Annotated in this window: 25 protein-coding genes; 12 read left to right on the top strand and 13 right to left on the bottom strand. The window is 31.3% G+C overall.

The features are described from left to right. Positions 1–78: 78 nt before the first annotated feature. The 5 genes from G8C41_RS00115 (at position 79) to G8C41_RS00095 (ending at position 7,003) form a co-directional block, all read left to right on the top strand. Positions 79–2,523 carry a TonB-dependent receptor domain-containing protein gene (locus tag G8C41_RS00115; RefSeq protein WP_166005747.1) on the top strand — a complete coding sequence of 815 codons (2,445 nt, stop codon included), beginning with the start codon at positions 79–81 and terminating at the stop codon, positions 2,521–2,523. A 367-nt stretch (positions 2,524–2,890) separates the two neighbouring features. Further along, the gene (locus G8C41_RS00110; protein ID WP_166005746.1) at positions 2,891–3,460 is read left to right on the top strand and encodes a Crp/Fnr family transcriptional regulator; all 570 of its coding nucleotides are present in this window, start codon (positions 2,891–2,893) and stop codon (positions 3,458–3,460) included. Positions 3,461–3,547: 87 nt separating this feature from the next. Further along, complete coding sequence (locus G8C41_RS00105) at positions 3,548–3,883, top strand: cupin domain-containing protein (RefSeq protein ID WP_166005745.1); 336 nt, start codon at positions 3,548–3,550, stop codon at positions 3,881–3,883. Between the two features lie 486 nt (positions 3,884–4,369). After that, the gene (locus G8C41_RS00100; RefSeq protein ID WP_166005744.1) at positions 4,370–6,214 is read left to right on the top strand and encodes a M1 family metallopeptidase; all 1,845 of its coding nucleotides are present in this window, start codon (positions 4,370–4,372) and stop codon (positions 6,212–6,214) included. Positions 6,215–6,223: 9 nt separating this feature from the next. Next, entirely contained in the window at positions 6,224–7,003 is a 780-nt protein-coding gene (locus G8C41_RS00095; RefSeq protein WP_105296798.1) for a type III pantothenate kinase, read from the top strand. Positions 7,004–7,187: 184 nt separating this feature from the next. Here G8C41_RS00095 and G8C41_RS00090 read toward each other — a convergent pair whose 3' ends face one another. The 4 genes from G8C41_RS00090 to G8C41_RS00075 form a co-directional block, all read right to left on the bottom strand. After that, positions 7,188–8,054, bottom strand: coding sequence for a hypothetical protein (locus tag G8C41_RS00090; protein ID WP_166005743.1), 867 nt, complete (start codon positions 8,052–8,054; stop codon positions 7,188–7,190). Positions 8,055–8,358: 304 nt separating this feature from the next. Then, complete coding sequence (gene hemE, locus G8C41_RS00085) at positions 8,359–9,384, bottom strand: uroporphyrinogen decarboxylase (protein ID WP_166005742.1); 1,026 nt, start codon at positions 9,382–9,384, stop codon at positions 8,359–8,361. Further along, positions 9,377–10,030, bottom strand: coding sequence for a uroporphyrinogen-III synthase (locus tag G8C41_RS00080; protein WP_166005741.1), 654 nt, complete (start codon positions 10,028–10,030; stop codon positions 9,377–9,379). The genes hemE and G8C41_RS00080 overlap by 8 nt, the downstream gene beginning before the upstream one ends. A 252-nt stretch (positions 10,031–10,282) precedes the next feature. Then, on the bottom strand, positions 10,283–11,266 hold the full coding sequence (locus tag G8C41_RS00075) for an ABC transporter ATP-binding protein (RefSeq protein ID WP_160541682.1): 984 nt from the start codon (positions 11,264–11,266) through the stop codon (positions 10,283–10,285). 307 nt (positions 11,267–11,573) lie between these two features. Here G8C41_RS00075 and G8C41_RS00070 point away from each other — a divergent pair, with 307 nt between their 5' ends. Together G8C41_RS00070 and mscL are read left to right on the top strand one after the other, a co-directional pair. Next, positions 11,574–13,670 (top strand): type IA DNA topoisomerase, encoded by a 2,097-nt coding sequence (locus G8C41_RS00070; RefSeq protein ID WP_166005740.1) that lies wholly within the window; start codon positions 11,574–11,576, stop codon positions 13,668–13,670. 70 nt (positions 13,671–13,740) lie between these two features. Beyond that, entirely contained in the window at positions 13,741–14,133 is a 393-nt protein-coding gene (gene mscL, locus G8C41_RS00065) for a large-conductance mechanosensitive channel protein MscL (RefSeq protein WP_160541680.1), read from the top strand. Between the two features lie 46 nt (positions 14,134–14,179). Here the strand turns inward: mscL and G8C41_RS00060 are convergent, their stop codons facing one another. Both G8C41_RS00060 and G8C41_RS00055 read right to left on the bottom strand, forming a co-directional pair. Further along, on the bottom strand, positions 14,180–15,616 hold the full coding sequence (locus G8C41_RS00060; RefSeq protein ID WP_166005739.1) for an OmpP1/FadL family transporter: 1,437 nt from the start codon (positions 15,614–15,616) through the stop codon (positions 14,180–14,182). A 21-nt stretch (positions 15,617–15,637) separates the two neighbouring features. After that, positions 15,638–17,008 (bottom strand): hypothetical protein, encoded by a 1,371-nt coding sequence (locus G8C41_RS00055; protein ID WP_166005738.1) that lies wholly within the window; start codon positions 17,006–17,008, stop codon positions 15,638–15,640. 176 nt (positions 17,009–17,184) lie between these two features. Between G8C41_RS00055 and proS the strand changes: the two genes are divergently transcribed. Both proS and G8C41_RS00045 read left to right on the top strand, forming a co-directional pair. After that, positions 17,185–18,657 (top strand): proline--tRNA ligase, encoded by a 1,473-nt coding sequence (gene proS, locus G8C41_RS00050; protein ID WP_410488971.1) that lies wholly within the window; start codon positions 17,185–17,187, stop codon positions 18,655–18,657. A 163-nt stretch (positions 18,658–18,820) separates the two neighbouring features. Next, a complete protein-coding gene (locus tag G8C41_RS00045) occupies positions 18,821–20,065 on the top strand; it encodes a 3-deoxy-D-manno-octulosonic acid transferase (protein ID WP_255466941.1) in 1,245 nt (414 codons plus the stop codon). A 90-nt stretch (positions 20,066–20,155) separates the two neighbouring features. Here the strand turns inward: G8C41_RS00045 and G8C41_RS00040 are convergent, their stop codons facing one another. The 3 genes from G8C41_RS00040 to G8C41_RS00030 form a co-directional block, all read right to left on the bottom strand. After that, positions 20,156–20,857 (bottom strand): RsmE family RNA methyltransferase, encoded by a 702-nt coding sequence (locus G8C41_RS00040; RefSeq protein WP_166005737.1) that lies wholly within the window; start codon positions 20,855–20,857, stop codon positions 20,156–20,158. Positions 20,858–21,122: 265 nt separating this feature from the next. Beyond that, complete coding sequence (locus G8C41_RS00035; protein ID WP_160568858.1) at positions 21,123–21,449, bottom strand: SUF system Fe-S cluster assembly protein; 327 nt, start codon at positions 21,447–21,449, stop codon at positions 21,123–21,125. 1 nt (position 21,450) lies between these two features. Further along, positions 21,451–21,864: a BrxA/BrxB family bacilliredoxin gene (locus G8C41_RS00030; RefSeq protein ID WP_160541676.1), complete on the bottom strand. Its 414-nt coding sequence runs from the start codon at positions 21,862–21,864 to the stop codon at positions 21,451–21,453. A 156-nt stretch (positions 21,865–22,020) separates the two neighbouring features. Here G8C41_RS00030 and rnpA point away from each other — a divergent pair, with 156 nt between their 5' ends. Then, on the top strand, positions 22,021–22,392 hold the full coding sequence (rnpA, locus tag G8C41_RS00025) for a ribonuclease P protein component (RefSeq protein WP_166005736.1): 372 nt from the start codon (positions 22,021–22,023) through the stop codon (positions 22,390–22,392). A gap of 236 nt (positions 22,393–22,628) precedes the next feature. Here the strand turns inward: rnpA and G8C41_RS00020 are convergent, their stop codons facing one another. The 4 genes from G8C41_RS00020 to G8C41_RS00005 all read right to left on the bottom strand — a co-directional run bounded on the left by G8C41_RS00020 (position 22,629) and on the right by G8C41_RS00005 (position 26,197). After that, entirely contained in the window at positions 22,629–23,222 is a 594-nt protein-coding gene (locus G8C41_RS00020) for a MarC family protein (protein ID WP_105296814.1), read from the bottom strand. A 61-nt stretch (positions 23,223–23,283) separates the two neighbouring features. Next, a complete protein-coding gene (locus tag G8C41_RS00015) occupies positions 23,284–25,110 on the bottom strand; it encodes a BatD family protein (RefSeq protein ID WP_166005735.1) in 1,827 nt (608 codons plus the stop codon). Then, entirely contained in the window at positions 25,016–25,936 is a 921-nt protein-coding gene (locus tag G8C41_RS00010) for a tetratricopeptide repeat protein (RefSeq protein WP_166005734.1), read from the bottom strand. Before G8C41_RS00010 ends, G8C41_RS00015 begins: the two co-directional genes overlap by 95 nt. Positions 25,937–25,954: 18 nt before the next feature. Then, on the bottom strand, positions 25,955–26,197 hold the full coding sequence (locus tag G8C41_RS00005; RefSeq protein ID WP_166005733.1) for a hypothetical protein: 243 nt from the start codon (positions 26,195–26,197) through the stop codon (positions 25,955–25,957). Positions 26,198–26,277: 80 nt separating this feature from the next. Here G8C41_RS00005 and G8C41_RS10125 point away from each other — a divergent pair, with 80 nt between their 5' ends. Both G8C41_RS10125 and G8C41_RS10120 read left to right on the top strand, forming a co-directional pair. Beyond that, a complete protein-coding gene (locus tag G8C41_RS10125) occupies positions 26,278–26,412 on the top strand; it encodes a hypothetical protein (RefSeq protein WP_255466943.1) in 135 nt (44 codons plus the stop codon). A gap of 203 nt (positions 26,413–26,615) precedes the next feature. Then, positions 26,616–26,741: a hypothetical protein gene (locus G8C41_RS10120; RefSeq protein WP_255466942.1), complete on the top strand. Its 126-nt coding sequence runs from the start codon at positions 26,616–26,618 to the stop codon at positions 26,739–26,741. The last annotated feature ends 8 nt before the right edge of the window (positions 26,742–26,749 follow it).

Raw genomic sequence — 26,749 nt, 5'->3', positions numbered from 1 at the left:
AAAAAATAACTCTTCTTATTTACTTACGATGTAACCTTTCAGTTTTAGCTTTGTCTATACTGAAAATAAAATTAATAAATGACCTCAAGTAAATCCATACTATCAACATTTTGTTTAGTACTATATACCTTTATATTTTCACAAAACATTGTTATAACAGGAACCATAATTACAGATAATAACCGTCCCGTACCCTACAGCAGCATTACTTTAACCAATTTAGAAGATACTTCTAAAGTATTTGGAGGATTGGCTGACGAAAAAGGTAAATTTTCTGTTAAAGTAACACCGGGAGAATATGAATTGGTGATAGATCAGGCGGGATTTGATTCATATGTCGATCAAAAATCGCTTCTTCAATCAACTTCCTTAGGAAATATAAAGATTGAACAAACGGCTAAAGAATTGGAGGGAATTGTTGTAGAAGGAAAAAAGCCATTATATAAAGTTGAGTTGGATAAAAAAATATATGACGTATCTCAAGATTTAACTGCCAAGTCAGGAACTCTTTCAGATGTTATGCAAAATGTTCCATCGGTAACTGTAGATGTAGATGGAACGGTCAGTTTACGAGGCAATGACAATGTTAAAATTTTAGTTGACGGTAAACCTTCTGCCATGTTGGGAATTAATGATACTGCCGAAGCTTTAAAATCCATACCGGCTGATATGGTCGAAAAAATCGAAGTAGTTACCAATGCTTCTGCTCGTTATGAATCTTCAGGAACTGCCGGTATTATAAATATAATTACCAAAAAAAATAGAAAAAAAGGTGTTACCGGAAGTATTCAAATGTCCGGAGGATCTCCACAATCGTACGGTACATCTATTAATTTAGGATACGGCAAAAAAAAATGGAACTGGTTTACCAACATCGGTTTCAGGTATGGTAAAAATAAAGGTAAAGAGAAAAAAAATTACATTGGTTATGATATGAACCACCTTATGGATGAAAATTCCCTACAAGATTCTAAAAGGAATAGAGAAAGAACTTCTCTAAATGCAAGTACGGGATTTAATTTTACTTTTGACGAACAAAACTCATTATCTACCTCTATAGGATATAATTATAATACCAGCAATTATTTAAGTACCACCCACTATAATACCACATTATATCCCTCACTTATACAAAGCCTTACAGAAAGAAAAGAACGAGAAAACAGAAATAATTACGGAATCGACGGAAACCTAAATTTTACGCATAATTTTTTTAAAAAAGGAAATATACTAACCGTTGACGGATTCTACTCTTATAATCTAAAAGATTCCGATTCTAAAATTTTTGACCGAATTCCCGGTTTAAATACCAATGATAATACGCAAACCAAAATAATGTTGAAATCTGATTATGTATTGCCTTTTAAAGAAGGTTCTCAATTAGAAGCCGGAATGAGAGCTGATTATTCTAAAATTAAATCAGATTTTTCTTTAAATGAATTTAAAAATAATTCTTGGGTAGTGAATCCTTATCAAACAGACAATACGGTTTATCAAGAAAACATTTTATCTTCTTATTTACAATATGGAAATAAATGGGGGGGATTTTCATTTTTAGCAGGATTAAGAGAAGAAACGTCAATTATCAAGGTTGTTTCTCGTCAAGCTAATTCAACCATTACTAAAAATTATACGGACTTATTCCCTACTCTTCACCTAAATTATGATCTAACGGAAAAAAGCCAATTGCAAATCAGTTACAGCCGAAGGATATTTCGTCCGGACAGCAGAATGCTTATCCCCTATAAAAACATTTCTGATGACAGGAATACTCGTCAAGGAAATCCGGACTTAGACCCTTCCTATATCAATTCTTTTGAATTGGGATACAACCTTCAACAAAGTAATTGGGGAATTACTCCTTCTTTATATTATCAAAGAACTCAAGATCCTTTACAATTCATAACTACATCAGACCCTCTCGGAAATTTAAATACCATGCCTACCAATTTAGGACATGAAAATAGATACGGTGGAGAATTGTCTTATTCTGTAAATCCTTATAAATGGTGGAAAATTTTTGGAGATGTAAATTTATTTCAATACGAAAGCTATGGGAATTATTCGTATGAAAAAATTAATACTATAACCGGAAGTACCACCTTAGTTACCGAGAATTTAGATAAAAAAGGGTTTACATGGAGAACTCGTATGAGTATGACAGTAAAACTCCCGGAAAATTTTAATTTTCAATTACAAGGAAATTACATGGCACCTTTTAAAAATGGACAAAATAAAAGTAAAGAAATGTACGGAATGGATTTAGGAATCAGCAAAGATATATTAAAAGGTCAAGGGACATTTCTTTTCAATATTCAGGATGTTTTTGATTCTAAAAAAAGGAAATTTAAAACATACGGAGATGATTTTTACAGATACTCGGAAATGCAATGGCGTCCAAGACAATTTACCCTATCTTTTACTTATAGATTCAATAATAGTAATGATAAAAGGGGTAATAATAAAAAGAATCGCCAACAAAATACTGATACTAATTCAGATTTTGACGATATAAACATGTAATCCTTATTTTTTAAGTATTTACATCACAAAAATCGCATGGGTGATTTCATAACTTCATAAAAACTATTAGTAGCCCTTTAACTTTTGTAATGCATTATATGCGTTTTCAGTAATGATTATTTATAAACTAAAAAGTTCTGAACTTTTATTTAATTACTCTATGAAATCGCCGATACTCATATAGTATAAATCTGTTTCTTACTTAAAAATTCATTATAAAACGATGTAAAGTTGTAATATTACTTAAACACATATTCTAATATCTAAACTGTACAATGAAATGACTGATATTCGAAAGTTACTTAATAAATTCCTTTTGCACTAAAATTACTTATTACTTAGGTATATTTACATAAAAATACAACATATGTTTTTAAAGGATTTAATTTGTACTAAATTAGAATTAGCAACTCAATATTATACCAGATTATCGGAATTGCTGGAAGTAAAAACATTGTTTAAAAAAGATTTTCTTATAGAAGAAGGAGAAATTTGTTCTTTTATTGGTTTTGTGAAAACAGGAGTTCTAAGATCTTATTTAGATAAAGATGGAAAAGAATTTAATATTGACTTCTATTTTCCTGAATCAATAGTAACTTCATACAGAAGTTTCTTAACAAGACAACCAAGCATTGGCAGTATACAAGCATTGGAAAATTCAACTATTTTATGTCTTTCTCAAACTAATTATGATTTGCTTCTCAATGAATCAAAAGCATGGTTTAAAGTTGCAAAATACATTTCAGATACTTTATTCGTTAAAAAATGCCAAAAAGATATTTCTCTTTTAATGAATACTGCTTATGAAAGATATAAATTATTGCTACAAACATATCCAAATGTGGAACAATTGGTACCACAATATCATATTGCTTCTTATATAGGAATTGAACCCGAATCATTAAGCCGTTTAAAATCTCTTAACATAAGTCAATGAAAAAATAATTATATACAACTACCTTTGGATCAAATTAATTTAATAAGCACATAATTAGTTAGTGTTTTTTTATTTAAATATATAATCATGTTAAAAAGTAATGTTACAAGAAAAGATCTAAAGACTGTTGTACTAAAGAGCCAAACCGTTTCAAGAATTGAAATGAAGGAAGTCATCATCCCTCCAAAAGGAAAAGCAGATTATCACCTACATCCCTGTCCGGTTATCGGACATGTATTATCCGGAACCTTGTTATTCCAAATTGAAGGACATGAACCGGAAATCATCAAATCCGGAAATGCATTTTACGAACCTAAAAATCAACCTATCAAACATTTTGATAATGCATCTGATTCAGAAAATCTTATTTTTTTAGCATATTATTTACTGGAAGACAATGAAGATCTTATAACTATATTATAAAAATATTAGACATTGCTTAATAAACATGTATAAATTATCATAAATACAAGAAAAAACATATAAAAAAAGAGAAAAAACTCAGGCGGTCCTACAAAAATAATATCAAGTAAAAAAACAGAATTTTAAGTATTAGAAAGTTTAATTATTCTATTAATCACTTCTTTCCTATCATGATAATTATTAAGTTTTAAAATTCAACATTTTTAAAAATTATTATTCTCTAATTAGTTGCATTAAATCAATACTTTATATTTTCCTCAAATTACATGATTTTGGGATTTTTAAATATTTATACTATATCTTGTTATTTTATCGTTACTAGTAACATTCCTTTTAAGGATATAATTTTCTTACTATAAAACATTTCATTAACTTAAATATAAGCACAAATGATATGATATTCCAGCAAAAGTTAAAAAATTATTGAAATGTAATTTATTACTTATTTAATAAAATTAATCTTTAAATTGCGTTAAATCAATTTTAATGAAAAAAATATTTTTTATTTGTTTCCTAACCTTAGGATTACTATCTAATTCACAAATAAATAAATACTATCAACAACAGGCAGATTATAAAATGAATATTGATGTTGATGTTAAAAATTACCAATATAAGGGTCATCAACAAATTACTTATACAAACAATTCCGAAGACACACTTTCTGTTTTTTATTTCCATTTATATTGGAATGCATTTCAACCAAATTCAATGATGGATCAGAAATTACAGGAACTAAATAAGACTGCTGACAAACGAATGATTACCGGTGAAGGGAAATCACGAATCTCATCGTTGAAATCTAATGAAATAGGGTATCAAAAAATTAAATCCTTAAAACAAGAAGGTATACCGGTTACGTTTACTGTTGAAGAAACTATTTTAAAAGTACAATTGGCAAAACCCATATTACCCCATACCACCACTCATTTTGAAATGGAATGGACCTCACAGATTCCTCCGGTTATTCGAAGAGCCGGAAGAAATAATTCCGAAGGCATTGATTTAACCATGACCCAATGGTACCCGAAAGTAGTAGAATACGATTATGAAGGTTGGCATACCTTTGATTATATCGCAAGAGAATTTCAAGGAGTTTTTGGAAATTATGAAGTAACGATAGCAATTGATAAAAATTATATTATTGGAGCCGGTGGAGTTCTCCAAAACCCCAAAGACGTTAAAGGATATCTTGCAGATGCTCAACCGGTTGTTAAAAAAAATAAAACATTATGGCATTTTAAAGCAGAAAATATTCATGATTTTGCCTGGGCTGCCGATCCTGATTATACAGTTGATTCAATCTCTATTAAAAACGGACCTTTGGTTTATTTGATTTATCAGAAGTCTGAGCAAACCAATTATTGGGAAGAATCTAAGCCTTATATCAAGGAATACTTTTCTCTTATGAAAGAAAACTTTGGCGCCTATCCCTATCCAACCTATTCTTTTATTCAAGGAGGAGACGGTGGCATGGAATATGGAATGTGTACTATGATCATGGGAAATGCAAAATCTTTGGAAGGACTTGCCGATTTGATGTTTCATGAAGCCTCTCATTCTTGGTTTCAGCATATACTTGCTTCCAATGAAAGTATGAGAGCTTGGATGGATGAAGGATTTACTTCGTATGCAGAACATTTAATGATGGCTAAAATATTTCCTGACCATGTAAAAAATTATCCAAACCCTCATTATAATAGTGTTGAATTTTACACAGAATTTATAAAAACTAGACAGGAAGAAGTAATGGGTATATTTTCCGATCATTTTTTAACTAATAATGGCTATAGTGTTGCTGCCTATATTAAAGGTGAGTTGTTTTTAGTGCAATTAGAATATATTGTTGGTAAACAAACTTTTTTCAAAATAATGAAAAATTACTTTGAAACATGGAAATTTAAACACCCTACCGACAGGGATTTTATACATATTGCTCAAAAAATATCAGGCATGGATTTAAAATGGTATTGGAATTATATGACTTATACCACTCGAACTATTGATTATGCTATCAAAAGCGTAGGAAAAGAAGGAAAAACCACTAAGGTAACACTTGAAAATCTGGGTAATTTTCCGATGCCGATAGATGTTAATGTAACATATTCAGATGGTTCTAAACAAATATATAATATTCCTTTAAATATGATGCATAATTATAAGAAACAAGAATCTGATGTTAATCAGAAAAATCTACCTTATTGGAAATGGACACAAAAGGAATATGAATTTAGTCTGGATGTACCACCTGAAAAAATTAAATCTATTGAAATAGACGCCACTTATCGAATGGCAGACATCAATAGAGAAAACAATATTTATCCTAAATAAAATATACATATGCTTTTAGTAGTAAACATCGGAAATAGCAATATACGTTTTGGAATATTTCAAGAAGAAGAGTGTATTAATTCCTGGGTAATGAATACTAAACCTTATAAGAGTGAAGATGAGCTATTTTCTCAATTTAAAATGACTTATCAAAACTATGGGATTAATCCCAATGATATTACCGAAATAGCAGTAGGCTCCGTTGTACCCCATTTAACATATCCTGTAAGAAAATCGCTAACCCGTCTTCATAATATAAAAACGGTTCAAGTAACCAGAAATACCCCTACAGAGCTAACGTCCAGTACTCCGCAAATGGGTACCGATCTTTATGCCAATGCATATTATGCCTATAAAAAATATAAGGGGACAAAAATTATCGTAGACTTCGGGACTGCATTAACTTTAACTTGTGTCGATAAAACCGGAGATATAAAAGGGGTAATTATTGCTGCCGGTGTCATTACTTCTTTAAATTCTCTAATTGGAGCAACTGCACAACTTTCAGATATTGAAATGCGCACTCCTAAAAGCGTACTTGGTAAAACCACGGAAGAATCTATGCAAAGTGGAATGGTGTTTGGTTTTTTAAGTATGGTTGAAGGATTAATTGATCGGATTAATAAAGAATTAGGGGAAGACACTTTTGTAATAGCTACCGGAGGACTCGGCCATCTATTTGCTCCCTTAACAACTAAAATTCATATTTATGATCGTTTCCATACCATAAAAGGCTTACGGGAACTATACTTAAAACAAACCTTAGAAAATGAAAATTCTAAATTTTAGTTACCCATTTTGTATGTATAATTATAGATAATAATGCATACCTTTTTCTATTTTAAACTTTGTGATATATCATAAATCTAAAAATACACACAATACATAAAATAGTTGTAGTATCTTTTATAAAAATATTTACATAAATAAAATTAGAAGTTATCCCCTTTTTTACAGCTACTATTTTTATTAATTAATTGATTCTTAAAATATCAATAATTTTAACTCCAAGATTATTTGGTAATATAGGTAAAGCTGTATCGGCTCGAAACATAATCTTATATCCTTGATTAATTGAATTTGAATCGGAAAGTGTAGGAAAAGCTATTTGAAATTTTACACTACTGCCGACATTAGTTCCTGCGGGAACAATAATTGCATCTGAATAAACCGTTTCTCCGGTAGCATTGGATACAATTGAGACATAAAATATACCATTTGAAATCGGTTGTCTGTTTAAAATTTGATATTCAAAATTAATGCGGAAAAAATTGGCTTGATCAGCCAGTTTGTTTTCAAAAAGTAGTGTTCCTGAATCACCATTTTTAGGACTGAGAATATCTAACGGCGAACTTGATGGTGAGGGCCAAGTACCATTTACAAATTGAGGATTTACTGCGACTGAATTATTTTGAAGTAATAATCCGTACGATTGAGTTCCTGAAAGAGGAACATACCCCGATTGATTAATGCTTATTTTTACACCTACTAAATTTTTACCATCTGAAGGCGAAATACTATTGTTGTTATTACTGGAATAAAGGCGTTGCCATTCATGTCCATTAAACATATAAACTCCGGCTTCTCTAGTATAAACTTGATTATTAATTGTTTCTGTAAATCCATCCGGATCATAAATAATTAAACCGTTTGCAGGTTTTTTAATTGTAACGGTATCTTTTATAGAAGTAATATTTACTCGAGGAGGTAAAAAACCTTTATTAGAAGATTTTATGTCTAAAATGGAAGAGCTGTCCGGAGTTTCTGTACCTATACCTACTTGTCCAAAAAGAATAATTGCATGCACAATGAATGCGAAAATTGATAAAATTTTCTTCATAAAATTAAATTTAAAAATGTTATTTTGGGTAAAAATTGAGAACTTTAAATCTTCTCAGACAGATAATTTAGATGTAGAGGCATTTAAATAATTTACAAATATCATGCCCATATAGTGCTATGTATGAATTATTTACAATTTATCAACTATACAATTTGAAGTAAAAAAACGTTTCGTTGTAGGATATATGCAATCCCGCTGATCTTTATTCGATGATAGTATATTTTTTCTAAGAGATATAACTATGAAGTTATTTAAAATCTAATCATTATTTAAGTAATATACAGATTTCATCGATTTATTGCTATTCTTTAAATTCCACAATAGCCTTAATAAATGCCTCAGCATTTTTTAAAGGGACATTTGGTAAAATTCCATGACCTAAATTGGCTATATATTGTTGAACACCAAAATCACGGATCATTTGTTGTGCTTCAGAATATATTTTTTCAGGAGAAGACAGCAATTTAGCCGGATCAAAATTTCCTTGCAATGTAATTACGCCACCCGTAAATTCTCTGGCTTTTTGAGGCGTGATCGTCCAATCTACTCCTAAAGCAGAAGCCTTAGATCGGGACATGGTTTGTAGTGCATACCAACAGCCTTTTCCAAATACTATAACCGGAACTTTGGGCGCTAAAGATTCAATAATCTGATTTATATAGTTCCATGAAAATTCATCATAATCTTTAGGAGAAAGCAAGCCTCCCCAACTATCAAAAATTTGTACGGCATCTACACCATATTCAACTTTTTTTAATAAATACCGGATGGTATAATCTGTAATTTTTTGCAATAATACATGAGCCCGTTTTGGATTTTTAAAGCAAAACGATTTAGCTTTATCAAATGTTTTAGAACCTTTACCTTCGACAGCATAGCATAAAATCGTCCATGGGCTTCCTGAAAAACCTATTAAGGGAATTTGATTATCTAGAAGTTTTTTGGTAAGGGTTATAGCTTCCAATACATATCCTAAACTTTCTTCAATTGGAGGATTTTGCAATCTATCAATATCAGATTCAGAAGTGATAGGATTTTCCAAATAGGGGCCTACGGATTCCTTCATTTCAAAATTCAATCCCATGGCTTGAGGAACTACTAAAATGTCTGAAAATAAAATAGCCGCATCTATTGGAAACCTTTTTACAGGCATTAGAGTTATTTCTGCTGCCAGTTCAGGAGTTTGACAACGGGTAAAAAAATCATACTTATCTCGTAAAGCTCTAAATTCAGGTAAAAATCTACCAGCTTGACGCATCATCCACACCGGCGGACGTTCGACATGTTTACCTTTTAAAGCATCCAGAAATAAAGTATTTTTAATCATTTATTTTCTTTTTTATTAGTTCAAGTAAGGATTCCTTTGTTGTATCTTCCGGATAATATATTTTGTATTCTCCCAGTGTACTAACCGTTTCAGCGGTGGTTTTACCGCTTGTAAATATAATAGTTTCCTGCGGAATCTCATTCATGGAACTAAAGGATCTTACTGCAGAAGGACTTGTAAAAACAATAGCATCATATTGCTTATCTATTTTATGAGGAGTTAAAAGGGTTTTATAACATTCTATTCCAATAACTTCCACTCCATTTTTACGTAAAGCGTCCGGTAAAATGGTGAGCGACAAATTTCCTTTAAAAAAAACATATTTTTTTATATCTGTTTCCAGCATTCTTTCCAACAAATCTTCAGCATAATTGGTTATAAATGCAATATCTCTGTTCTGTCCGTATAATTCTTTTGCGGTACTTTTTCCTACTACAAAAAATTTACCTTCCAGTTCTATATCCTTGATCGCTTTTGCAGAATTTTTACTGGTTACAATAAACGAATCAACATCTAAAGGAATTTGCTTAATAAATTCATAATAAGGATAGATTTCTACATATATAAAAGGAATATAATCAATTTCATATTCCTGCTCATAATCATCCGGAATTGAGAAAGAAGAAGTAAATAATATTCTTTTCATATTAAATTGATTTATACAAATATACTGTTATTAAATGCACTTAAAAAATCAACAACTAAAAATATCATCGTTTTGTAACAAAATTCATACATTTTATTATTTTTTTATCCTTATTACTGAGTATTTAAAACAATATTGCATTTAGAATCATTATTTTTAAAGTATAATTAATAGGAAATTCAACCTACTATACTAAGTGGCTAAGCAATAACGATTATTTGGTAAATCTATAATGAGATTTTAAACTATTAGTTAATTAAATTTATTATCCAATAATTTCTGATATTCATAAAATTGTAAAAAACACCCTTTGCCAATCGGTAATGATTCATCACTAATAAACCAAAATCTTTTAAATTTTGAAATACTTTCCACGAGATAATGACTGCCCATAAAATAACTTCTTATTACTTTTACAGGAATACCCGATTGAGAAATTATAAATTGATGTGGATAAATTAGAATTTCATCTTCTACTAAATCTTCAAACAGGTTCGGAAAATCTGATCTTTTTAAAATGGTATTTTCACCAAATAAATTGGCAACATAGGTATTTTCGGGATTTCGATATATATCATGAGGATTGCCTTGTCGTATAATTTTACCTTCTTTAACAATCATCATTTCATCTGCATATGCCAAAGCGTCTTCTATTTCATGGGTGGCTAAAATAATGGAAATATTATTTTCTTTAGCAAAATCAAAAACAGCTCTTTTTAGTATATTTTTCTTAAAAGTATCGACTTGAGAAAATGGTTCGTCTAATAACAATACTGAAGGAGTTTGAGCTAAGGCTTTCGCCAATGCTACTCTTTGTTTCTGTCCTCCGCTTAGTGAGATAGGTTTTTCATCTACATAATCCGCCATGCCCACTAAATCGAGCAAAAACATAATTCTGTTTTGCTTTTCTTTCAAATCTATATTAGAGAGAAATTTACCCACATTTTCTCCAACGGTTGCATAGGGCATAAGCCCGAAATCTTGTTCCAAATATTTAAATTCAGGTTCTCCGGGAACTAAATTTCCTTTAAATCCTGCTAATTTTTTTCCTCTATAAATAACTTCTCCACTCTCCCATTCCAACAAACCATAAACTAACTTTAAAATGGTACTTTTACCGCTTCCACTTTCTCCTACAAGTGCCAGCATATTTCCTTGCTTTAAAGAGAAAGAAAGAGATTCAATTATTTTTTTATCTTTAGTGTATGAAAAACATAGATTCTTAACTTCTAACATATAGATTTATTTGTAAAATTCTCTGATTATGATTCAATGCTACAAATGATACTGGATTAAGCATAATTTCACAAATTTAAACTATTAATGCTAAAAACATCTTTTAAACTTTTATTTATTTTACTATAAATTTAATGCGGTTTTAACTGTTCTTTGGACAAAATTTTGAATTAATTTTTATAATTAGTGTCAAATATTGTTTTCAAATCATAAATTATTCAAATGATAATCCGACCTTTTTTAAAAGATCAATTACTTAGTATACTTAAAAAATTGCAATTTTGCAGGAAAAATCCTTCCATCAGTAATGATTGTATGTATAGCTGAAAAACCAAGCGTCGCTAAAGATATTGCTCAAATTGTAGGGGCAAAAGAGAGAAAAGACGGATTTTACCAGGGAAACGGTTATCAAGTTACCTGGACTTTTGGTCATTTGTGTACGTTAAAAGAGCCTCATGATTATAACCCGAACTGGAAGTATTGGTATTTGGAAGACCTTCCTATCATACCGTCTAATTTTGGGATTAAGCTTATTTCCAACAAAGGGGTGGAAAAACAATTCAAAGTAATAGAAAGCCTGGTTGCTGAATGTGAAGAGGTAATCAATTGCGGGGATGCCGGACAGGAAGGTGAATTGATCCAACGGTGGGTATTGCTTAAAGCAAAATGTAAAGTTCCCGTAAAACGATTATGGATATCATCTCTGACAGAACAGTCTATAAAAGAGGGATTTGAAAACCTTAAGGATTCTTCCCAATATGAAAATTTATATGCTGCCGGAAGTGCCCGCGCAATCGGTGATTGGCTTTTGGGAATAAATGCTACCCGACTTTTTACTAAAAAATTTGCCATAAATAAAACCTTATTATCAATCGGTAGAGTTCAAACGCCAACGTTGGCAATGATTGTTCAACGGCAAAAAGAAATTGATTCTTTTGTTGTTGAGGAATACTGGGAATTAAAAACCATATATAAGAATGTGGAATTCATTGCTGATATCGACCGATTGAAAAGCGAAGACCGAGCTAAAAAAGGATTAGAATATTTACAGAAATATCCTTTTGAAATAGTTTCTTTCGAGAAGAAAGAGGGAAAAGAAAAGAATCCTCGTTTATTTGATTTGACTTCTCTACAAGTAAAGGCAAATAAAAAGTACGGTTATTCTGCTGATAATACTTTAAAATACATTCAAAGCCTCTATGAAAAGAAATTCGTTACCTATCCTCGGGTTGATACCACTTATCTTTCGGAAGACTTATATCCTAAGATCCACGGAATTCTTTCCGGCATGAAATATTATGAAAATCTTATTGCTCCTCTTTTAGAAAATCCGATACCAAAATCGAAAGCTGTTTTCGATGACACTAAAGTTACGGATCATCATGCTATTATACCTACCGATATTTTACCCGAAGGTATCTCGACTGATGAAAAAAAGATTTATGATCTTGTTGCCCGAAGATTTATTGCTGTATTTTATCCTGAATGTAAAATTTCCAATACTTTGGTAACTTCAAAAGTTGGTGAAGTACCTTTTAAAGCAAGCGGTAAACAAATTTTGGAACCGGGATGGAGAATCATCTATGAAAAAGATAAAAAAAATGAAAAAGAGGAAAATTTAATTCCGGTTTTTGAAGTTGGAGAAAGCGGTCCTCACGATCCATTCATTCATCAAGGAAAAACTACACCTCCTAAATATTTCACCGAGGCTACTTTATTAAGAAGTATGGAAACCGCCGGTAAACAAGTAGATGATGAAGAGATGAGGGAAGTAATGAAAGATAATGGTATTGGACGTCCTTCTACTCGAGCAAATATTATTGAAACTTTACTACACAGAAAGTATATCGAGAAAAAAAGAAAAAAAATTTATGCCACCTCAACGGGAATGGATCTGATCGACACGATACAAAGCGAAATTTTAAAAAGCGTGGAGCTTACAGGTCTCTGGGAAAAAAAACTCAGACTCATTGAAAAAGGGGAATATTCTTCCGATCTTTTTAAAAAGGAACTTATCGAAATGGTAACCGACCTGACCCAAGAAGTTAAAAACTGTCAATACAGACGAATATCCATACAAGAGAAAAAAAATACTGAAATAAACGAAAAATCTAAAAAGCAAACCACACCCCTACGACCTGTAGAAGATTTATTTTGTCCAAAATGTAAAACTCATAAATTGATCAAAGGAAAATCTGCTTACGGCTGTTCCGATTTTAAAAATTGCAGTTTTACTATACCTTTTGAAATATTCGGCAAAAAATTAACTTTAAAACAAATATCCGATCTAATAGGTAAAGGTAAGACAACAAAAATAAAAGGATTTACAGTTCCCGAATCTCAGGAGAAAAGGGACGGTATTTTATTATTTGATGAAAATTTCGGAATAGTATTTGAAACCTAACCCAATCAGCATATATTATGTTAATTTGAAATTTAATTTATTTTTGCAATTATAATTAAAATTATTATTTATGAGTTTAATAAAAGAATTTAAAGAATTTGCCCTAAGGGGAAATGTGGTTGACATGGCTGTCGGTGTAATTATCGGGGGCGCATTTAACCAGATTATCACGTCTTTAGTTGAAGATATTATCACCCCTCTTGTTCTCACTCCTGCATTAAAGATGGCTGATTTGACCGATTTGGCTAAATTAACCATTCCGGGAACAGCTATTAAATATGGTAACTTTTTATCCACTTGTCTATCATTTTTAATTATTGCTTTTTGTTTATTTATGATGATAAAAGTGATCAATAGACTTAATAAGAAAGACGAAGAGAAAAAAGAACAAGATAACACGCCTAAACCACCTTCTCAAGAAGAATTATTAACTGAAATCAGAGATTTACTCAAAAATAAATAAAAAAAAATCCTAACAAAAGTTAGGATTTTTTATTGTGAATATATTTTTAAAACCTCATACCCAAAGTTAATACAAAATTATTTTGGATATTATTAACTTTTCCTAAATACGGTTTATCTAAACTTATTGCAAGATTGGATCCACTTACCGTATAAAAGTCACCGGAAAGGGTCGTGCGATAATCTGTTTTAATATACTGATATCCTAGGTCCACAAAAAATTGACCAATATCATATCCGGCTCCAAAAGACAATTTATTTTTTTCACCTGCTAAGTAATTTTTCACAAATACAGGATCACTGTTTGTATCCCATATTCCTGATATAGAATTACTTTTTACAGGAGAAGATGCATAAGCGTAACCGGCGCGTAATTTAAGTTCTCTAAACCTGTACTCAATACCTGCGCGGTATTCTTGTGAATTTCTTACGTAGTCATTAACAAAATTATTATTTAACCTATAGTCAACATCTCCTTTAAATTCCATGTCTTTATTAAAGTAATTAATAAAATCAAAATTAAAGGCCAAGGAATTATCATCATCGACGATATTGGAAGCAAAAGCGCCACTTAATACCAATTTTCCGGGAGATACATTTTTATAATGATCATAATAAACATAATCTTCTACGAATTGTCCTTTATCATCGTATCCATATATCCATCGGTAATCATCCATATCAGACCACCAAATAGGAGAATGATAGGCAGCCCCTAAACGAATCTCAGGTGTAATTTTACCGATTACCCCCACATTTAATCCGAAACCGTTGGCTTCTTGACTATAAGGCGTTAATTGCTCATTGAATTTCATATATTCCCCATCTACTGTGTTTCTATGACCATATTCAGAATTGCGATCAATATTTAAATAATGCCAATCTAATCCAATACCGAAATATAATCTATCCATGTAATTGGTTGCCAAACTGAATTTCATTTTTGATTTATATCCATTGGTATACTGATCATAATTGACCATTTCATAAAGTTGATCTACATTATCTTTATTAGGATATAAATAATTTAATTTGGTATTTCTGGAAAAGTTTACGTCGTTATCTACTCTTTGATAAGAAAAGTTTACTCCAACGTTTACTTTAAATAAGTCTGCTTCATCACCTAAAGCCAATGCAACTCCGGCACCGGGAACATTAAAATTGGTATCGGTATTGGAATTTACTCCGTTGCCCATAGTAGCTTTATTTTTATTAGATAAGATACTCATTGAAATATTCGCTACAGAATTTCTAAAAATACCTAGACCGGCAGGGTTTGTTTCTACGGCACTAAGATCACCTCCTAAAGCCCCCATAGATCCCCCCATACCTATATATCTAGCAGTACCTGTTGTATTATTGGAATTATCACCAAAAATACTAAAAGCATCAGATACATCATTGGGATAAAATCTATTGGTTTGTGATTTACCTATCAAAACCATGGATGAAAGGATAAAACCGTATAATAATTTCTTGTTCATAATTTGAGTTATATTATTATATTATCTTCTACCACCTATAACGCCTCCGCGACCACCTCCCAGGGAGCCTCCTCCAAAGCCGCCACGGCTGCCACTACTTATGGAACCTCCTCCAAAGCCTCGATTACCTCCTCCAATTATAGATCCGCGAGAACTTTCACGACTGCTTGAACTTGGTGTTTGATAGTTTGGTGAAGATATTCTAGAAGAACCTGATTCGTAATTTCTGGATCCACCTATAATTCCCGTACTGTTTCTAGACCCTCTTATAGTTCCTGAATTGGATGATTCTCTTCCGTTTCCGGAATTTCCAATCCCCACTTGATTTCTTGATCCTTCCAATGTACCTATACTATTTCGGGAACCTCTAATTACTCCGGTGGATCTAGAGCCTTCTGAATTAGTTATCGTATTATTTCTTGAGCCTCCAATTACAGCTCCGGAATTATTTCTTGAATTTTCGGGAGTAACAACTGCTGCATTAGCTCTTGAGCCGCCTATAATTGAACCGTTTCTTCCACTTTCATTGTTTCTTGAAATAGTAGATGTAGAACCTCTATTGATTCTTGAATTACTTATCCCATTACTTCGGCTTCCCGAAATGATGGTATTTCTACTATTTTGTCTTTGAATGTCTTGTATTTGTCTTGAACGAGACGTTCCGTAAGATCTTGAAATATATGAGTTTCCTCTTGAACTATTCAAATAAGAAGATCTTGATCCGTAATTAGCATAATATCTTGAACAACACCAACCATTATCCCAATAATGGTGATGAGGCCTCCAATAACCCGGATAATTCCAACCCCAAGATGGACCCCAATATGAAGGATAATCCCATCCCCAACCGGACCATCCCCAGCCCCAGCCTACTGAAACGCCCCAATTCCATCCATAATAGGGACTCCAATAACTTCTCCATCCCCAATAGGGTGCGCCCCAATAATAGGAATAATAAGGACTGTAACCTCCGTAATAATAATTATTAACTACAGTTCCGCCATCATCTCCCCAACCGTCTCTGCTATTATTATTGGAATAAGATTGATTGATTTCATCACTGTAGCGATAAACAGTATTGGAAGAAGCATCACTTTTGTTATAATCATCATCGTATAATAAATCACTGGCATTAGAATTTGGATCAATATATTTTTTACCTATTCTTACTTGACTGTCTGAATATGAATTGGATGAGCTTGTACCCTCATCATATACGTAATCATAAGACTTTTGTTTATTATTTTTTCGAGTCTTATTTGAATAATATACACTATCCTCACCGGCATATGAAGATTGGCCGACATAACATGATGTTAAAAAAACCGACACCCATAAGAGAGTACCAACTTTCATGAAAACTCGTCCTAAATTACAACTGATATTCTTCATGATATTTTTTTAGTAGTTTATATATTTATTATAATTTTGTTCTTGAATCATTTTAAATTCGCAAAAGTCGTACCAATTAAGAAATACCTATTTTGCTGCAATAGTAATGTGACAAAGTATCTTAAGAATTATGACAGTTATAATTACAGAAAGTTTAAAAACAGTAGAAAAGCATTATGGCAACACTTACATCAAGAGAAGAAGATTACAGTAAATGGTATAACGAACTGGTAATAAAAGCCGATATGGCTGAAAATTCCGGGGTTAGAGGATGTATGGTTATAAAACCTTATGGATATGCTATTTGGGAAAAAATGCAACGACAATTGGATCAGATGTTTAAAGATACCGGACATGAAAATGCCTATTTTCCTTTGTTTATTCCCAAATCTTATCTGTCTAAAGAATCGGATCATGTGGAAGGTTTTGCCAAAGAATGTGCTGTAGTTACTCATTATCGATTAAAAAATTCTCCTGACGGAAAGGGAGTGATTGTTGACCCGGATGCCAAATTGGAGGAAGAATTGATTGTTCGGCCAACTTCTGAAACCATAATTTGGAATACTTATAAAAACTGGATTAAATCTCATAGGGATTTACCTATTTTAATTAATCAATGGGCTAATGTAGTTCGTTGGGAAATGAGAACCCGATTGTTTTTAAGAACTGCTGAATTTTTATGGCAAGAAGGACACACTGCCCATGTATCCAAAGAAGAGGCTATTGAAGAAGCTGAAAGAATGTTAAATGTTTATACCGATTTTGTTGAAAACTTTATGGGTATTCCTGTAATTCAAGGGGTAAAATCTCCTGCGGAAAGATTTGCAGGTGCTGAAGAAACTTATTGTATTGAAGCTATGATGCAAGACGGTAAAGCGTTACAAGCCGGAACTTCTCATTTTTTAGGTCAGAATTTTGCCAAAGCATTTGATGTGAAATATCAATCAAAAGAGGGTAAACAAGAATATGTTTGGGCTACCTCTTGGGGAGTATCTACCCGTCTTATCGGAGCTTTAATCATGTCTCATTCCGATGACCATGGATTAGTACTTCCTCCCAATATAGCTCCAATCCAAGTAGTTATTGTACCTATTCATAGAAATGACGAACAATTAAATGCAATTTCTGAATTAGCAGATACACTTATCTCTCAACTTAAAAAGTTGGGAATTAGTGTTAAATTTGATGATAGAACTGAATATAAACCGGGTTGGAAATTTAATGAATATGAGTTAAAAGGCATACCGGTTCGGGTTACCATTGGCCCTAAGGATCTTGAAAATAAACAAGTTGAAATAGCTCGAAGAGATACTTTAGAAAAGCATCAACATTCTGTAGATGGTTTAGCTGAACACATTCAAGATTTATTGAAAGAAATTCAACAAAATATTTTCAATAAAGCGAAATCACACAGAGATTCTTTAATTACCGAAGTAAATTCTTACGAGGAATTTAAAAAAGTATTGGACGAAAAAGGCGGATTTATTTCTGCTCATTGGGATGGTTCGTTAGAAGTAGAAGAAAAAATAAAAGCTGAAACGAAAGCAACCATTCGTTGCATCCCTTTAGATGCTAAAGAGGAAGAGGGAATATGTATATATTCAGGGAATCCTTCCAAAAGAAGAGTCTTATTTGCGAGAGCTTACTAATCAATAGTACTTTTTATCGAAAAGATATTTGTACTATTTCCAAATATTAATTTATTTTTCAACTCAAATATGAATAAAAATTGCCTTAATTGAATTAAGGCAATTCTTTTTAAACTAGAGTCTTGAAAAAAGTTAAATTTTAAATAACAGTAACAGATAAATTTTGAATTCATTTTTATATTCTTTCGGCATTAAACTTATGGGAGCAGGAATGAAGATTGCTTCTTTATTTCATCCTAAAGCAAGACTTTGGGTACAAGGAAGGACTCATGTCTTCTCGGAAATACAAAATAAAATTTCACCAACGGATCAAGTGATTTGGATGCATGCATCATCTCTTGGTGAATATGAACAAGGACTTCCTGTGTTAACTGCTTTAAAGAAAAAATTTCCAAAACATAAATTTGCTCTTAGTTTTTTTTCTCCTTCCGGATATGAAGTGGTTAAAAATAATTGTATAGCAGATCTTATATTTTACATTCCCTTAGATACTCCATCAAATGCCCATCAGTTAATTGAACTCTTACATCCAAGCTATGCTATTTTTGTAAAATATGATTTTTGGTATCATATATTGCAAGCACTTGCGGCAAAAAAAATACCTACTTTATTTATCTCAAGTATTTTTCGTCAAGACCAGATATATTTTAAGCCTAACGGAAAATGGTTTGTATCGATTTTAAAGAAAGTAACTCATTTTTTTGTACAGGATGAAAATTCAAAAAAATTATTGAATTCCATCGGCATTCAACAAGTAACGGTTTCAGGGGATACACGTTTTGACAGAGTTAAAATGTTAAGTAAACAGAATAACCACTTAAGCTGGTTGTCTTTGTTTAAAGGAACCAATACCTTAATTGTTGCAGGAAGTACGTGGAAAGAAGATGATACGCTGTTAAAAAACTTTATTAATTCTTCTTTCTTTATGAATTGTAAGATACTTATAGCTCCACATAATATGAATCATGAATATTTTCAGAAATTAAAAGCGGAGTTATTACCTAAAACGGTATTATTTTCAGAATTAAGTCACACCCATCCTGCAGACTATCAAGTATTAATTTTAGATACGGTTGGTATATTGACGAAAGTTTATTCCTATGCCGATATTTCTTATGTGGGAGGTGCATTTGGTAAAGAAGGGGTACACAACGTATTGGAGCCGGCCGTTTTTGCTTCTCCAGTTTTATTCGGACCCATTTATGATAAATTTATCGAGGCCGTAGAATTAATCCAGTATGGAGGAGCAAAAGTAATTCACAATCAAAATGAATTTAATGAAGTACTCGTTGAATTACTTACAGATACAAATAAAAGATATAGAATGGGTGAAAGAGCTCGCGAATATGTCTTTAGTAAACCTGATTCGGTTCAAATTATTGTTGATTATTTGGTTCACTTACAATAATTGACTTAAAACTTAATTTTATAGGTCATAACATTTTATTTAAAATTATAGTCAATAAAAAATTGATCATATAAATTTTAATGATTCTGTTTATGGTTGGTTGTGAAAAAAATAATAACTGGAAGCAATGAAAATTCCGGCAGTTTCTGTCCTCAAACGATTCTCTCCTAAACTAACCCCTATAGAGCCTAAAGAATAAAGCTCTTCTACTTCTTTTTTAGAAAAATCTCCTTCCGGTCCAACCATTAAGGTTATTTCTTTTTCTCTGTTTAACGTTTCGTTTAAAGTGATCTTCTCATATTCTTTATAACAATGGGTAAGGTATAATTTTGTTTTCGAAGATTGTATAAAATCCTTCAAAGGAGTTAATGGATAGAGTTCAGGAAAATTTATTCTCAAAGATTGTTTACAGGCGGTTTCAATTTGTTTCTTGATTTTTTCCGTATTTAAAACCTTTCTCTCTGAATTAGTACATAAAAGTGGAGTAATTTTAGATACTCCTAATTCAACTGCTTTTTCTACAAAAAACTCAAATCTGTCTATATTTTTAGTTGGAGCAATAGCAATATGTAATCCATTTTGCCCACTATTTGAATGGGGAAAAGTTTCAATTATTTGAACCTTAACTTTCTTTCCTGTTATTTGTAATTGTCCTTTTATTAATGCTCCTTTTCCATTGGTCACATAGACCATATCTCCTTCTTTCAATCGCAACACTCTTACTATATGGTGTTCTTCTTCTTCCCTTAGTTGCACTTCATTCGGATATATCTCTCCTATAAATAATCTCATGAGATCAATCTTATATTTAACAAATGTAATTATTTACCGGTGAATTGAGATGATAGTATTTATTGAGTTAAAGTTGTATAAATTTTTTAACCATTTGCTTCAATTTCAACATAATCTCAAATTTCACTTTTCTATTATCACTTAAATTTATTCAATTCCACTACTTTTTAAATTTAGGAAAAAAGGACAGATTAATATAATTTGATCTGTCCTTTACTATCATTTACTTACTAGAGTTTAGTTACTTAGCTTTTGTCTTATGATGCTATAAAAGTCCTAAATTAAATTTAGCTTCTTCGCTCATCATATCTTTATCCCAAGTTGGTTCGAAAGTAATTTTTACATTTACTTCTTTTACTTCATCTATAGCACTGATTTTTTCTTCTACTTCCATGGGTAATGTTTCTGCCACGGGACAATTAGGGGTTGTCAAGGTCATCAATATTTCCACGTCTCCTTCTGTACTAATCTGAATATCATAAATCAATCCTAGTTCATAAACATCCACGGGAATTTCAGGATCGTAAACCGTTTTTAATTTTTCAACGATTTTTTCTGACAGAGATTGTATTTGTTCTTCGTTTAAAGACATGTTAGCAAAATTCAGCGTATGCTTGTTTTAAATTTTCAGCAATTATTTCAGGAGAATGACCTTCAATATGATGTCTTTCTAGAAAATGAACCAATTCTCCATCTTTAAAAAGTGCTATGGACGGAGATGAAGGTGGAAAAGGGGCAAGATGTTCTCTAGCGGTTTTAACTGCATCCACATCAAATCCTGCAAATGAAGTAGTTAAATGATCCGGTTTTTTTCCTTCGCCTTCTACAGATAATATTACTCCGGGACGAGCTCCTCCGGCAGCACATCCACAAACGGAATTAATTATTAATAAGGTTGTACCGGGTCTTTTTAATGCTTCTTCTACTTTTTCTGATGTGTTTAAATCTTCAAAACCTTTATTTGTTAATTGCGCTTTCATTGGCGCAACCATTTCTTCTGGATACATATTTTATATTAGTTTTTATTGTTATACAAAATTAATTAATGTTTATGATTATTACAAATGCCCTATCTTTGACAAAACATTTCTTGAAATTTTATGTAATCAAAAGTCTCAATAATATCATCTTTGGGAATGGTATTGTGATGAAATGCATATTATATGAACCAAAAGTATACGAAAGAAGAACATTTAAAAGGATATAAGCTTATTAAATATTTGTTTGAAAAAGGGACGTGGAATAAAAAATATCCTTTAGCTATGGTTTATTGTCCTTCTCCTGAATTTTTGGAAACCCATAAGGTTGGAGTGTCCGTTTCTAAAAAAATTTTTAAACATGCAGTGGATAGAAATCGGGTAAAAAGACTTTTGCGTGAATGTTTCCGCTTGCATAAAAATGAGCTAAACAACACTTTTACAACATCTCATTTACTAATGATTGTCTATAATGGTAAAGACAAAAAAATACCTGCCTATAAAGAATTGGAGAGCTGTTATTTGAAATTGCTTGAAAAAATTAAATTTTCAGATTAATTTATTTGGTTTGGGATAATTTTTTTAGTCCTTTTATTATGAATACTATTAAAATGCCTACAATAGCAAATAAAATTGAATAAAAATATTTATCGTTTGGATCGGTAGTTATCCCGTAACTATAATTAATTCGCGTTGCATTAAAAATTATTAAGAGGACAAAAGCTAAAAGAGTAAGATTTAAAAAATATTTCATCTTTATATTTTTACAAATATACAAAATGAGATCTTATTTTTTAAGGAGATACTTTTTCTAACAAAGAGGTTATGTTTGCAGTAAATAACTTAATGGAAATAGCTAATAAGATAATACCGAAAACTTTTTTCATAATTGAAATTACTCCTTGTCCTAAAATTTGTTCTAATTTACCCGAATATCTTAATACTAAATATACGACTACCATATTAAGGAGTATGGCTATGATTATATTTTCCGTATGATATTCTGCTTTTAAAGCCAATACGGCGGTTAAAGCTCCTGCTCCTGCTATTAATGGAAATGCTAAAGGAATTATGGAAGCAGAATGCGGCTCATCGATTTTATTAATTTCAATGCCCAAAATCATTTCCAGTGCAATAACAAATAAAACTAAAGCACCTGCTACAGCAAATGAATATACATCAATTCCTATAAGTTTTAGTAATTTATCACCAACGAACAAAAAGGATATCATGATTGCACAAGCTACCAATGTTGTTTTTTTAGCCTGAAGATAACCGACTTTACTTTTTATGCTTACTATTACGGGAACACTGCCAAAAATATCTATAATGGCAAATAAAACCATAAAACAACTTGCTATTTCCTGGATAGAAAAATGTAAAGGCATAGTAAAATTATATTTTTAAAGAATTTTGTTAATTAAATTTCCTAAAAAGTTTTTAGGCGCTCTATTTTTTTATATTTAATTTCTTAATTAAGTCTTTAGCTTTTGTATACACAGATTCTAGGGATTCTTGTTCTGTTACGCTTGAATATCGTTCAATTTGAGATTGAATAACCATATTCTTCCATTCTTCTGAAATTTCATCTCCTAATCTCTGAGCTAATTCATCTTCTAAGTCTGAAGTAGAAACAAAACTATCTTTTTCTAAATTTAAATATTGTTTTGCTGCTTCTATCAAAGTCTTTTCCAAAAGAATGTAAAATTCTTTTTTATCTGTTCCTTCTTGTGCTAAATGATTTAATTGTGATAATTCATTTTTAAAATCATTAGTAATGTTAGAGCTTGTATAAGGTAAATTACGTGATGTAAATTTTTTTTCTTTATTTAATGAATCAAACGATTGTTCTTCTTCTTGTTTTTTTAGCTTATTTTTTTTATTTCTTTTTATTATTAATATACAAATTACCAGAATAACTATAATTGATATAACTCCTGTAAATAATATAATTATCAATATTTTTCCTAAGCTGTTATGGTCTCTTTTCAATACTTCGGTGACCTTATTTTTAATAGCAGATTTGGGATCATATTGGTTGACATCACTTGTGTCCTTTTTGATGACTGTACCGGTTTTTTCATCATTTTTTGCTAAAGTATTTCCTGATACTTTAATGGGAATTGGTTGTACAATTAAACTTTTATATTTCTCATCTATGGGATCAAAATAGCTAATTGATTCTACATTTATATTGTAAGTACCTTCTTTTTGAGGAACTAATATGGTAGATGTATTTAATTTTCCTTTTATCCCTTGTACGGTTGCCTCTGAATCAAATTTACTTTTAGGGGTATATTGTTCTATATCATCAGACATTAGAAGTCCGGGGGATTTAAGAAGCGTAAGATTTCCCTTACCATTTATTTCTACATTTACAGTTACTGCTTCTTCTGCTTGTAAATCTTTTTTGTTTGCTGAAGCTCTCATAGTAAATTGACCTACCAGCCCATGAAAATCTTTTGGAGCATTATCAGGAAGTCTCTTAACTTGTAATGTAACCGGTGCAGATTTTATATTTAAATCGTGTTCATCAAAAAATCCATCCGGAATTGTTAATGTTAAGGTAAACGGATTTATGACAAGGGTTCCCGATTGAGTTGGAAACATAACATAAGTCCCTATAACTCTTGAAAAATAGGATTCTCCATTAATTATTTCCTGTTCGTAGGTATGGCTTCTTTCTTTTACCGGCTGTACAAATACCCCCTGCCAATCCGGAGAAACCAGATTGGTCATACTATTGAGTAATTCAATCCTTCGAGTATAAAATTTTAAATTAGCAACTACCCCTTCATTTTGATACGGATTCTTTTCTGATACTTTAAATTTAAGAAATACTTCACCCAATTTTGAATTAAAAGCTGTGTCATCTTCACTTCCACTAGAATTTCCTGACACAGTTATTACGGTGGGCTTGGTCTCATATTTCCTATTATTAACAGTTATTTGTGCGGCATCTATACGGATATTCACTTTTTTAACAGCTCTTAATATAATTTCAATTCCATATTCGAAAACACTGTTCCCTTCATCATCAAAGCCTTGGTTCTGAATTACCTGCCTGCCAATTACCTGCGTATTAGAAAAAGAAGGTAATTTTAAACGCCCCATATTTTTAATTTCTTCATTTTTAATGGAAAGTAAAAATTGTAGGCGTACAGGCTCATTGACTCCTACCTCATTTTTTTGGGGTATGAGTTGAAAAGAAACCTGAGCTTTTGCCCAAATTCCGCTTAAAAAGATAAGTAAAAAGAGTATTACATATTTCTTCATCACCAATCTTTGCTACTTTGTCCTTGATTTGAATTAGCTCTTTTATTAATAATCTTTTGATGCGCTCTTTTTCTTGTTCTTCCATTGCTCCTAAAATATTTTCATAATGTTGATTAGAGGCATCTGACAGATTAGCATTATTTGTATCAGCTTGTGATTTCTGATTGTTTATTGAATTTTTTTCATTTTTATTGGGCTGTGTTTCTTTATTATTTAAAGAATTATCTTTATCTTTTTTATCGGTTGAATTATCAGTTTTATCTTCTTTAGCATTGGATGAATTCAGTAGATCATTTCCATTTTGCTGAGAATTATCCTTTTTATCTTCTTTATCTCCTTGGTTCTTATCTTGATCTTTGGAATTTTGCTCCTCATGTTTTTGTTGAGCTTCTTTTACTTTTTGTTTTGACATCGTATAATTATACCTCGCCTTATCATCTTTCGGATTTAATTTCAAAGTATTTTTAAACGCTTCGGCTGCTCTTTCATATTCTCCTTTTTGAAAATAGCTGTTTCCCATATTGAATAAAGCATTGGCTTTTTCCGACTGATTTGCTGCCAATTGGAGTGATTTTTCATATTGAATCAATGCGTCATCATATTTTTTTAGTTTATACATGGCATTTCCTAAATTGTAATTAGATCTATATGAATCTTCTCCGTCTTGTATCGAATATAAATAATTAGCTGCTGCATCTTTATAAGATTCAGCCAAATATTTATTATTACCCTCTAATAAATGCTTTCTTGATGCTTTCGTCTGAGCTTGAAAAATATTTATTAGTGAAATAAAAATTATAACTAAATATTTATTTTTTAAATACATTTAACAAAGATACTAAGATTAAATCATAAAATCTCTCCTATAATTTGTTAAAGAAACAATAAAAATAACTAAAAATGCGGCTCCTATAAAATAATGAAAATACTGTTTTGTGTCGTAATTAATACTTACGGATTGGTTAGTTTTGTCTAAGGTGGACATGGATTTAAATAGCTTATTAACAACATCTTTTGTATTATGACCGCCATAGAAATATTTACCTCCGGTTCCTGCTGCCAATTGTTTTAATGTACTTTCTTGCAATTTCGTTAATACAATATCCCCATTATCATCTTTTTTGTATTCTGAATATTACCTTCATAAAATAAAGGAATGGGGGCTCCTTGAGTTGTACCTACCCCTACGGAAAATATGGAAATTTTATTTTTCTTTGCCGTATTATTGCCCGTTTAACGTCTCCTTCGTGGGCTTCTCCATCAGATATTATAAAAATTACTTTGGATGTATTGGAGGTTTGAGATAAAAGAGTGGAAGCTTTTTAAAACGGCATCTGCTATATTTGTTCCCTGGGTTGTAATAAGATTAGTATCAATACCATTTAAGTAGAGCTGAGCAACGCTATAATCACTGGATAAAGGCATAATGGGATAGGAATTTCCTGCAAATGCTACTATTCCTACTCGATCCCCCCTAGTTTAGATAAAAAATCACAAACAATTTTTTGGCTTTTTCCAATCTTGAAGGAGCTATATCTTCTGCATTCATGGATTTGGAGACATCTATTACAAAAACCAAATCAATTCCTTCACTCTTTACTTCTTTTTTCTCTGTTCCTCCTAAAAGTTAGCTAATCCT

The sequence above is a fragment of the Apibacter sp. B3706 genome, from assembly GCF_011082725.1.
GTDB lineage: Bacteria > Bacteroidota > Bacteroidia > Flavobacteriales > Weeksellaceae > Apibacter.
This window is presented reverse-complemented; position numbering and strand designations above follow the sequence as displayed.

What these genes read in the sequence shown, in the direction of transcription:
- G8C41_RS00115 (WP_166005747.1), top strand. Translation starts at nt 79, where the DNA reads ATGACCTCAAGTAAATCCATACTATCAACATTTTGTTTAGTACTATAT.
- G8C41_RS00110 (WP_166005746.1), top strand. Translation starts at nt 2,891, where the DNA reads ATGTTTTTAAAGGATTTAATTTGTACTAAATTAGAATTAGCAACTCAA.
- G8C41_RS00105 (WP_166005745.1), top strand. Translation starts at nt 3,548, where the DNA reads ATGTTAAAAAGTAATGTTACAAGAAAAGATCTAAAGACTGTTGTACTA.
- G8C41_RS00100 (WP_166005744.1), top strand. Translation starts at nt 4,370, where the DNA reads ATGAAAAAAATATTTTTTATTTGTTTCCTAACCTTAGGATTACTATCT.
- G8C41_RS00095 (WP_105296798.1), top strand. Translation starts at nt 6,224, where the DNA reads ATGCTTTTAGTAGTAAACATCGGAAATAGCAATATACGTTTTGGAATA.
- G8C41_RS00090 (WP_166005743.1), bottom strand. Translation starts at nt 8,054, where the DNA reads ATGAAGAAAATTTTATCAATTTTCGCATTCATTGTGCATGCAATTATT.
- hemE (WP_166005742.1), bottom strand. Translation starts at nt 9,384, where the DNA reads ATGATTAAAAATACTTTATTTCTGGATGCTTTAAAAGGTAAACATGTC.
- G8C41_RS00080 (WP_166005741.1), bottom strand. Translation starts at nt 10,030, where the DNA reads ATGAAAAGAATATTATTTACTTCTTCTTTCTCAATTCCGGATGATTAT.
- G8C41_RS00075 (WP_160541682.1), bottom strand. Translation starts at nt 11,266, where the DNA reads ATGTTAGAAGTTAAGAATCTATGTTTTTCATACACTAAAGATAAAAAA.
- G8C41_RS00070 (WP_166005740.1), top strand. Translation starts at nt 11,574, where the DNA reads ATGATTGTATGTATAGCTGAAAAACCAAGCGTCGCTAAAGATATTGCT.
- mscL (WP_160541680.1), top strand. Translation starts at nt 13,741, where the DNA reads ATGAGTTTAATAAAAGAATTTAAAGAATTTGCCCTAAGGGGAAATGTG.
- G8C41_RS00060 (WP_166005739.1), bottom strand. Translation starts at nt 15,616, where the DNA reads ATGAACAAGAAATTATTATACGGTTTTATCCTTTCATCCATGGTTTTG.
- G8C41_RS00055 (WP_166005738.1), bottom strand. Translation starts at nt 17,008, where the DNA reads ATGAAGAATATCAGTTGTAATTTAGGACGAGTTTTCATGAAAGTTGGT.
- proS (WP_410488971.1), top strand. Translation starts at nt 17,185, where the DNA reads ATGGCAACACTTACATCAAGAGAAGAAGATTACAGTAAATGGTATAAC.
- G8C41_RS00040 (WP_166005737.1), bottom strand. Translation starts at nt 20,857, where the DNA reads ATGAGATTATTTATAGGAGAGATATATCCGAATGAAGTGCAACTAAGG.
- G8C41_RS00035 (WP_160568858.1), bottom strand. Translation starts at nt 21,449, where the DNA reads ATGTCTTTAAACGAAGAACAAATACAATCTCTGTCAGAAAAAATCGTT.
- G8C41_RS00030 (WP_160541676.1), bottom strand. Translation starts at nt 21,864, where the DNA reads ATGTATCCAGAAGAAATGGTTGCGCCAATGAAAGCGCAATTAACAAAT.
- rnpA (WP_166005736.1), top strand. Translation starts at nt 22,021, where the DNA reads ATGAACCAAAAGTATACGAAAGAAGAACATTTAAAAGGATATAAGCTT.
- G8C41_RS00020 (WP_105296814.1), bottom strand. Translation starts at nt 23,222, where the DNA reads ATGCCTTTACATTTTTCTATCCAGGAAATAGCAAGTTGTTTTATGGTT.
- G8C41_RS00015 (WP_166005735.1), bottom strand. Translation starts at nt 25,110, where the DNA reads ATGAAGAAATATGTAATACTCTTTTTACTTATCTTTTTAAGCGGAATT.
- G8C41_RS00010 (WP_166005734.1), bottom strand. Translation starts at nt 25,936, where the DNA reads ATGTATTTAAAAAATAAATATTTAGTTATAATTTTTATTTCACTAATA.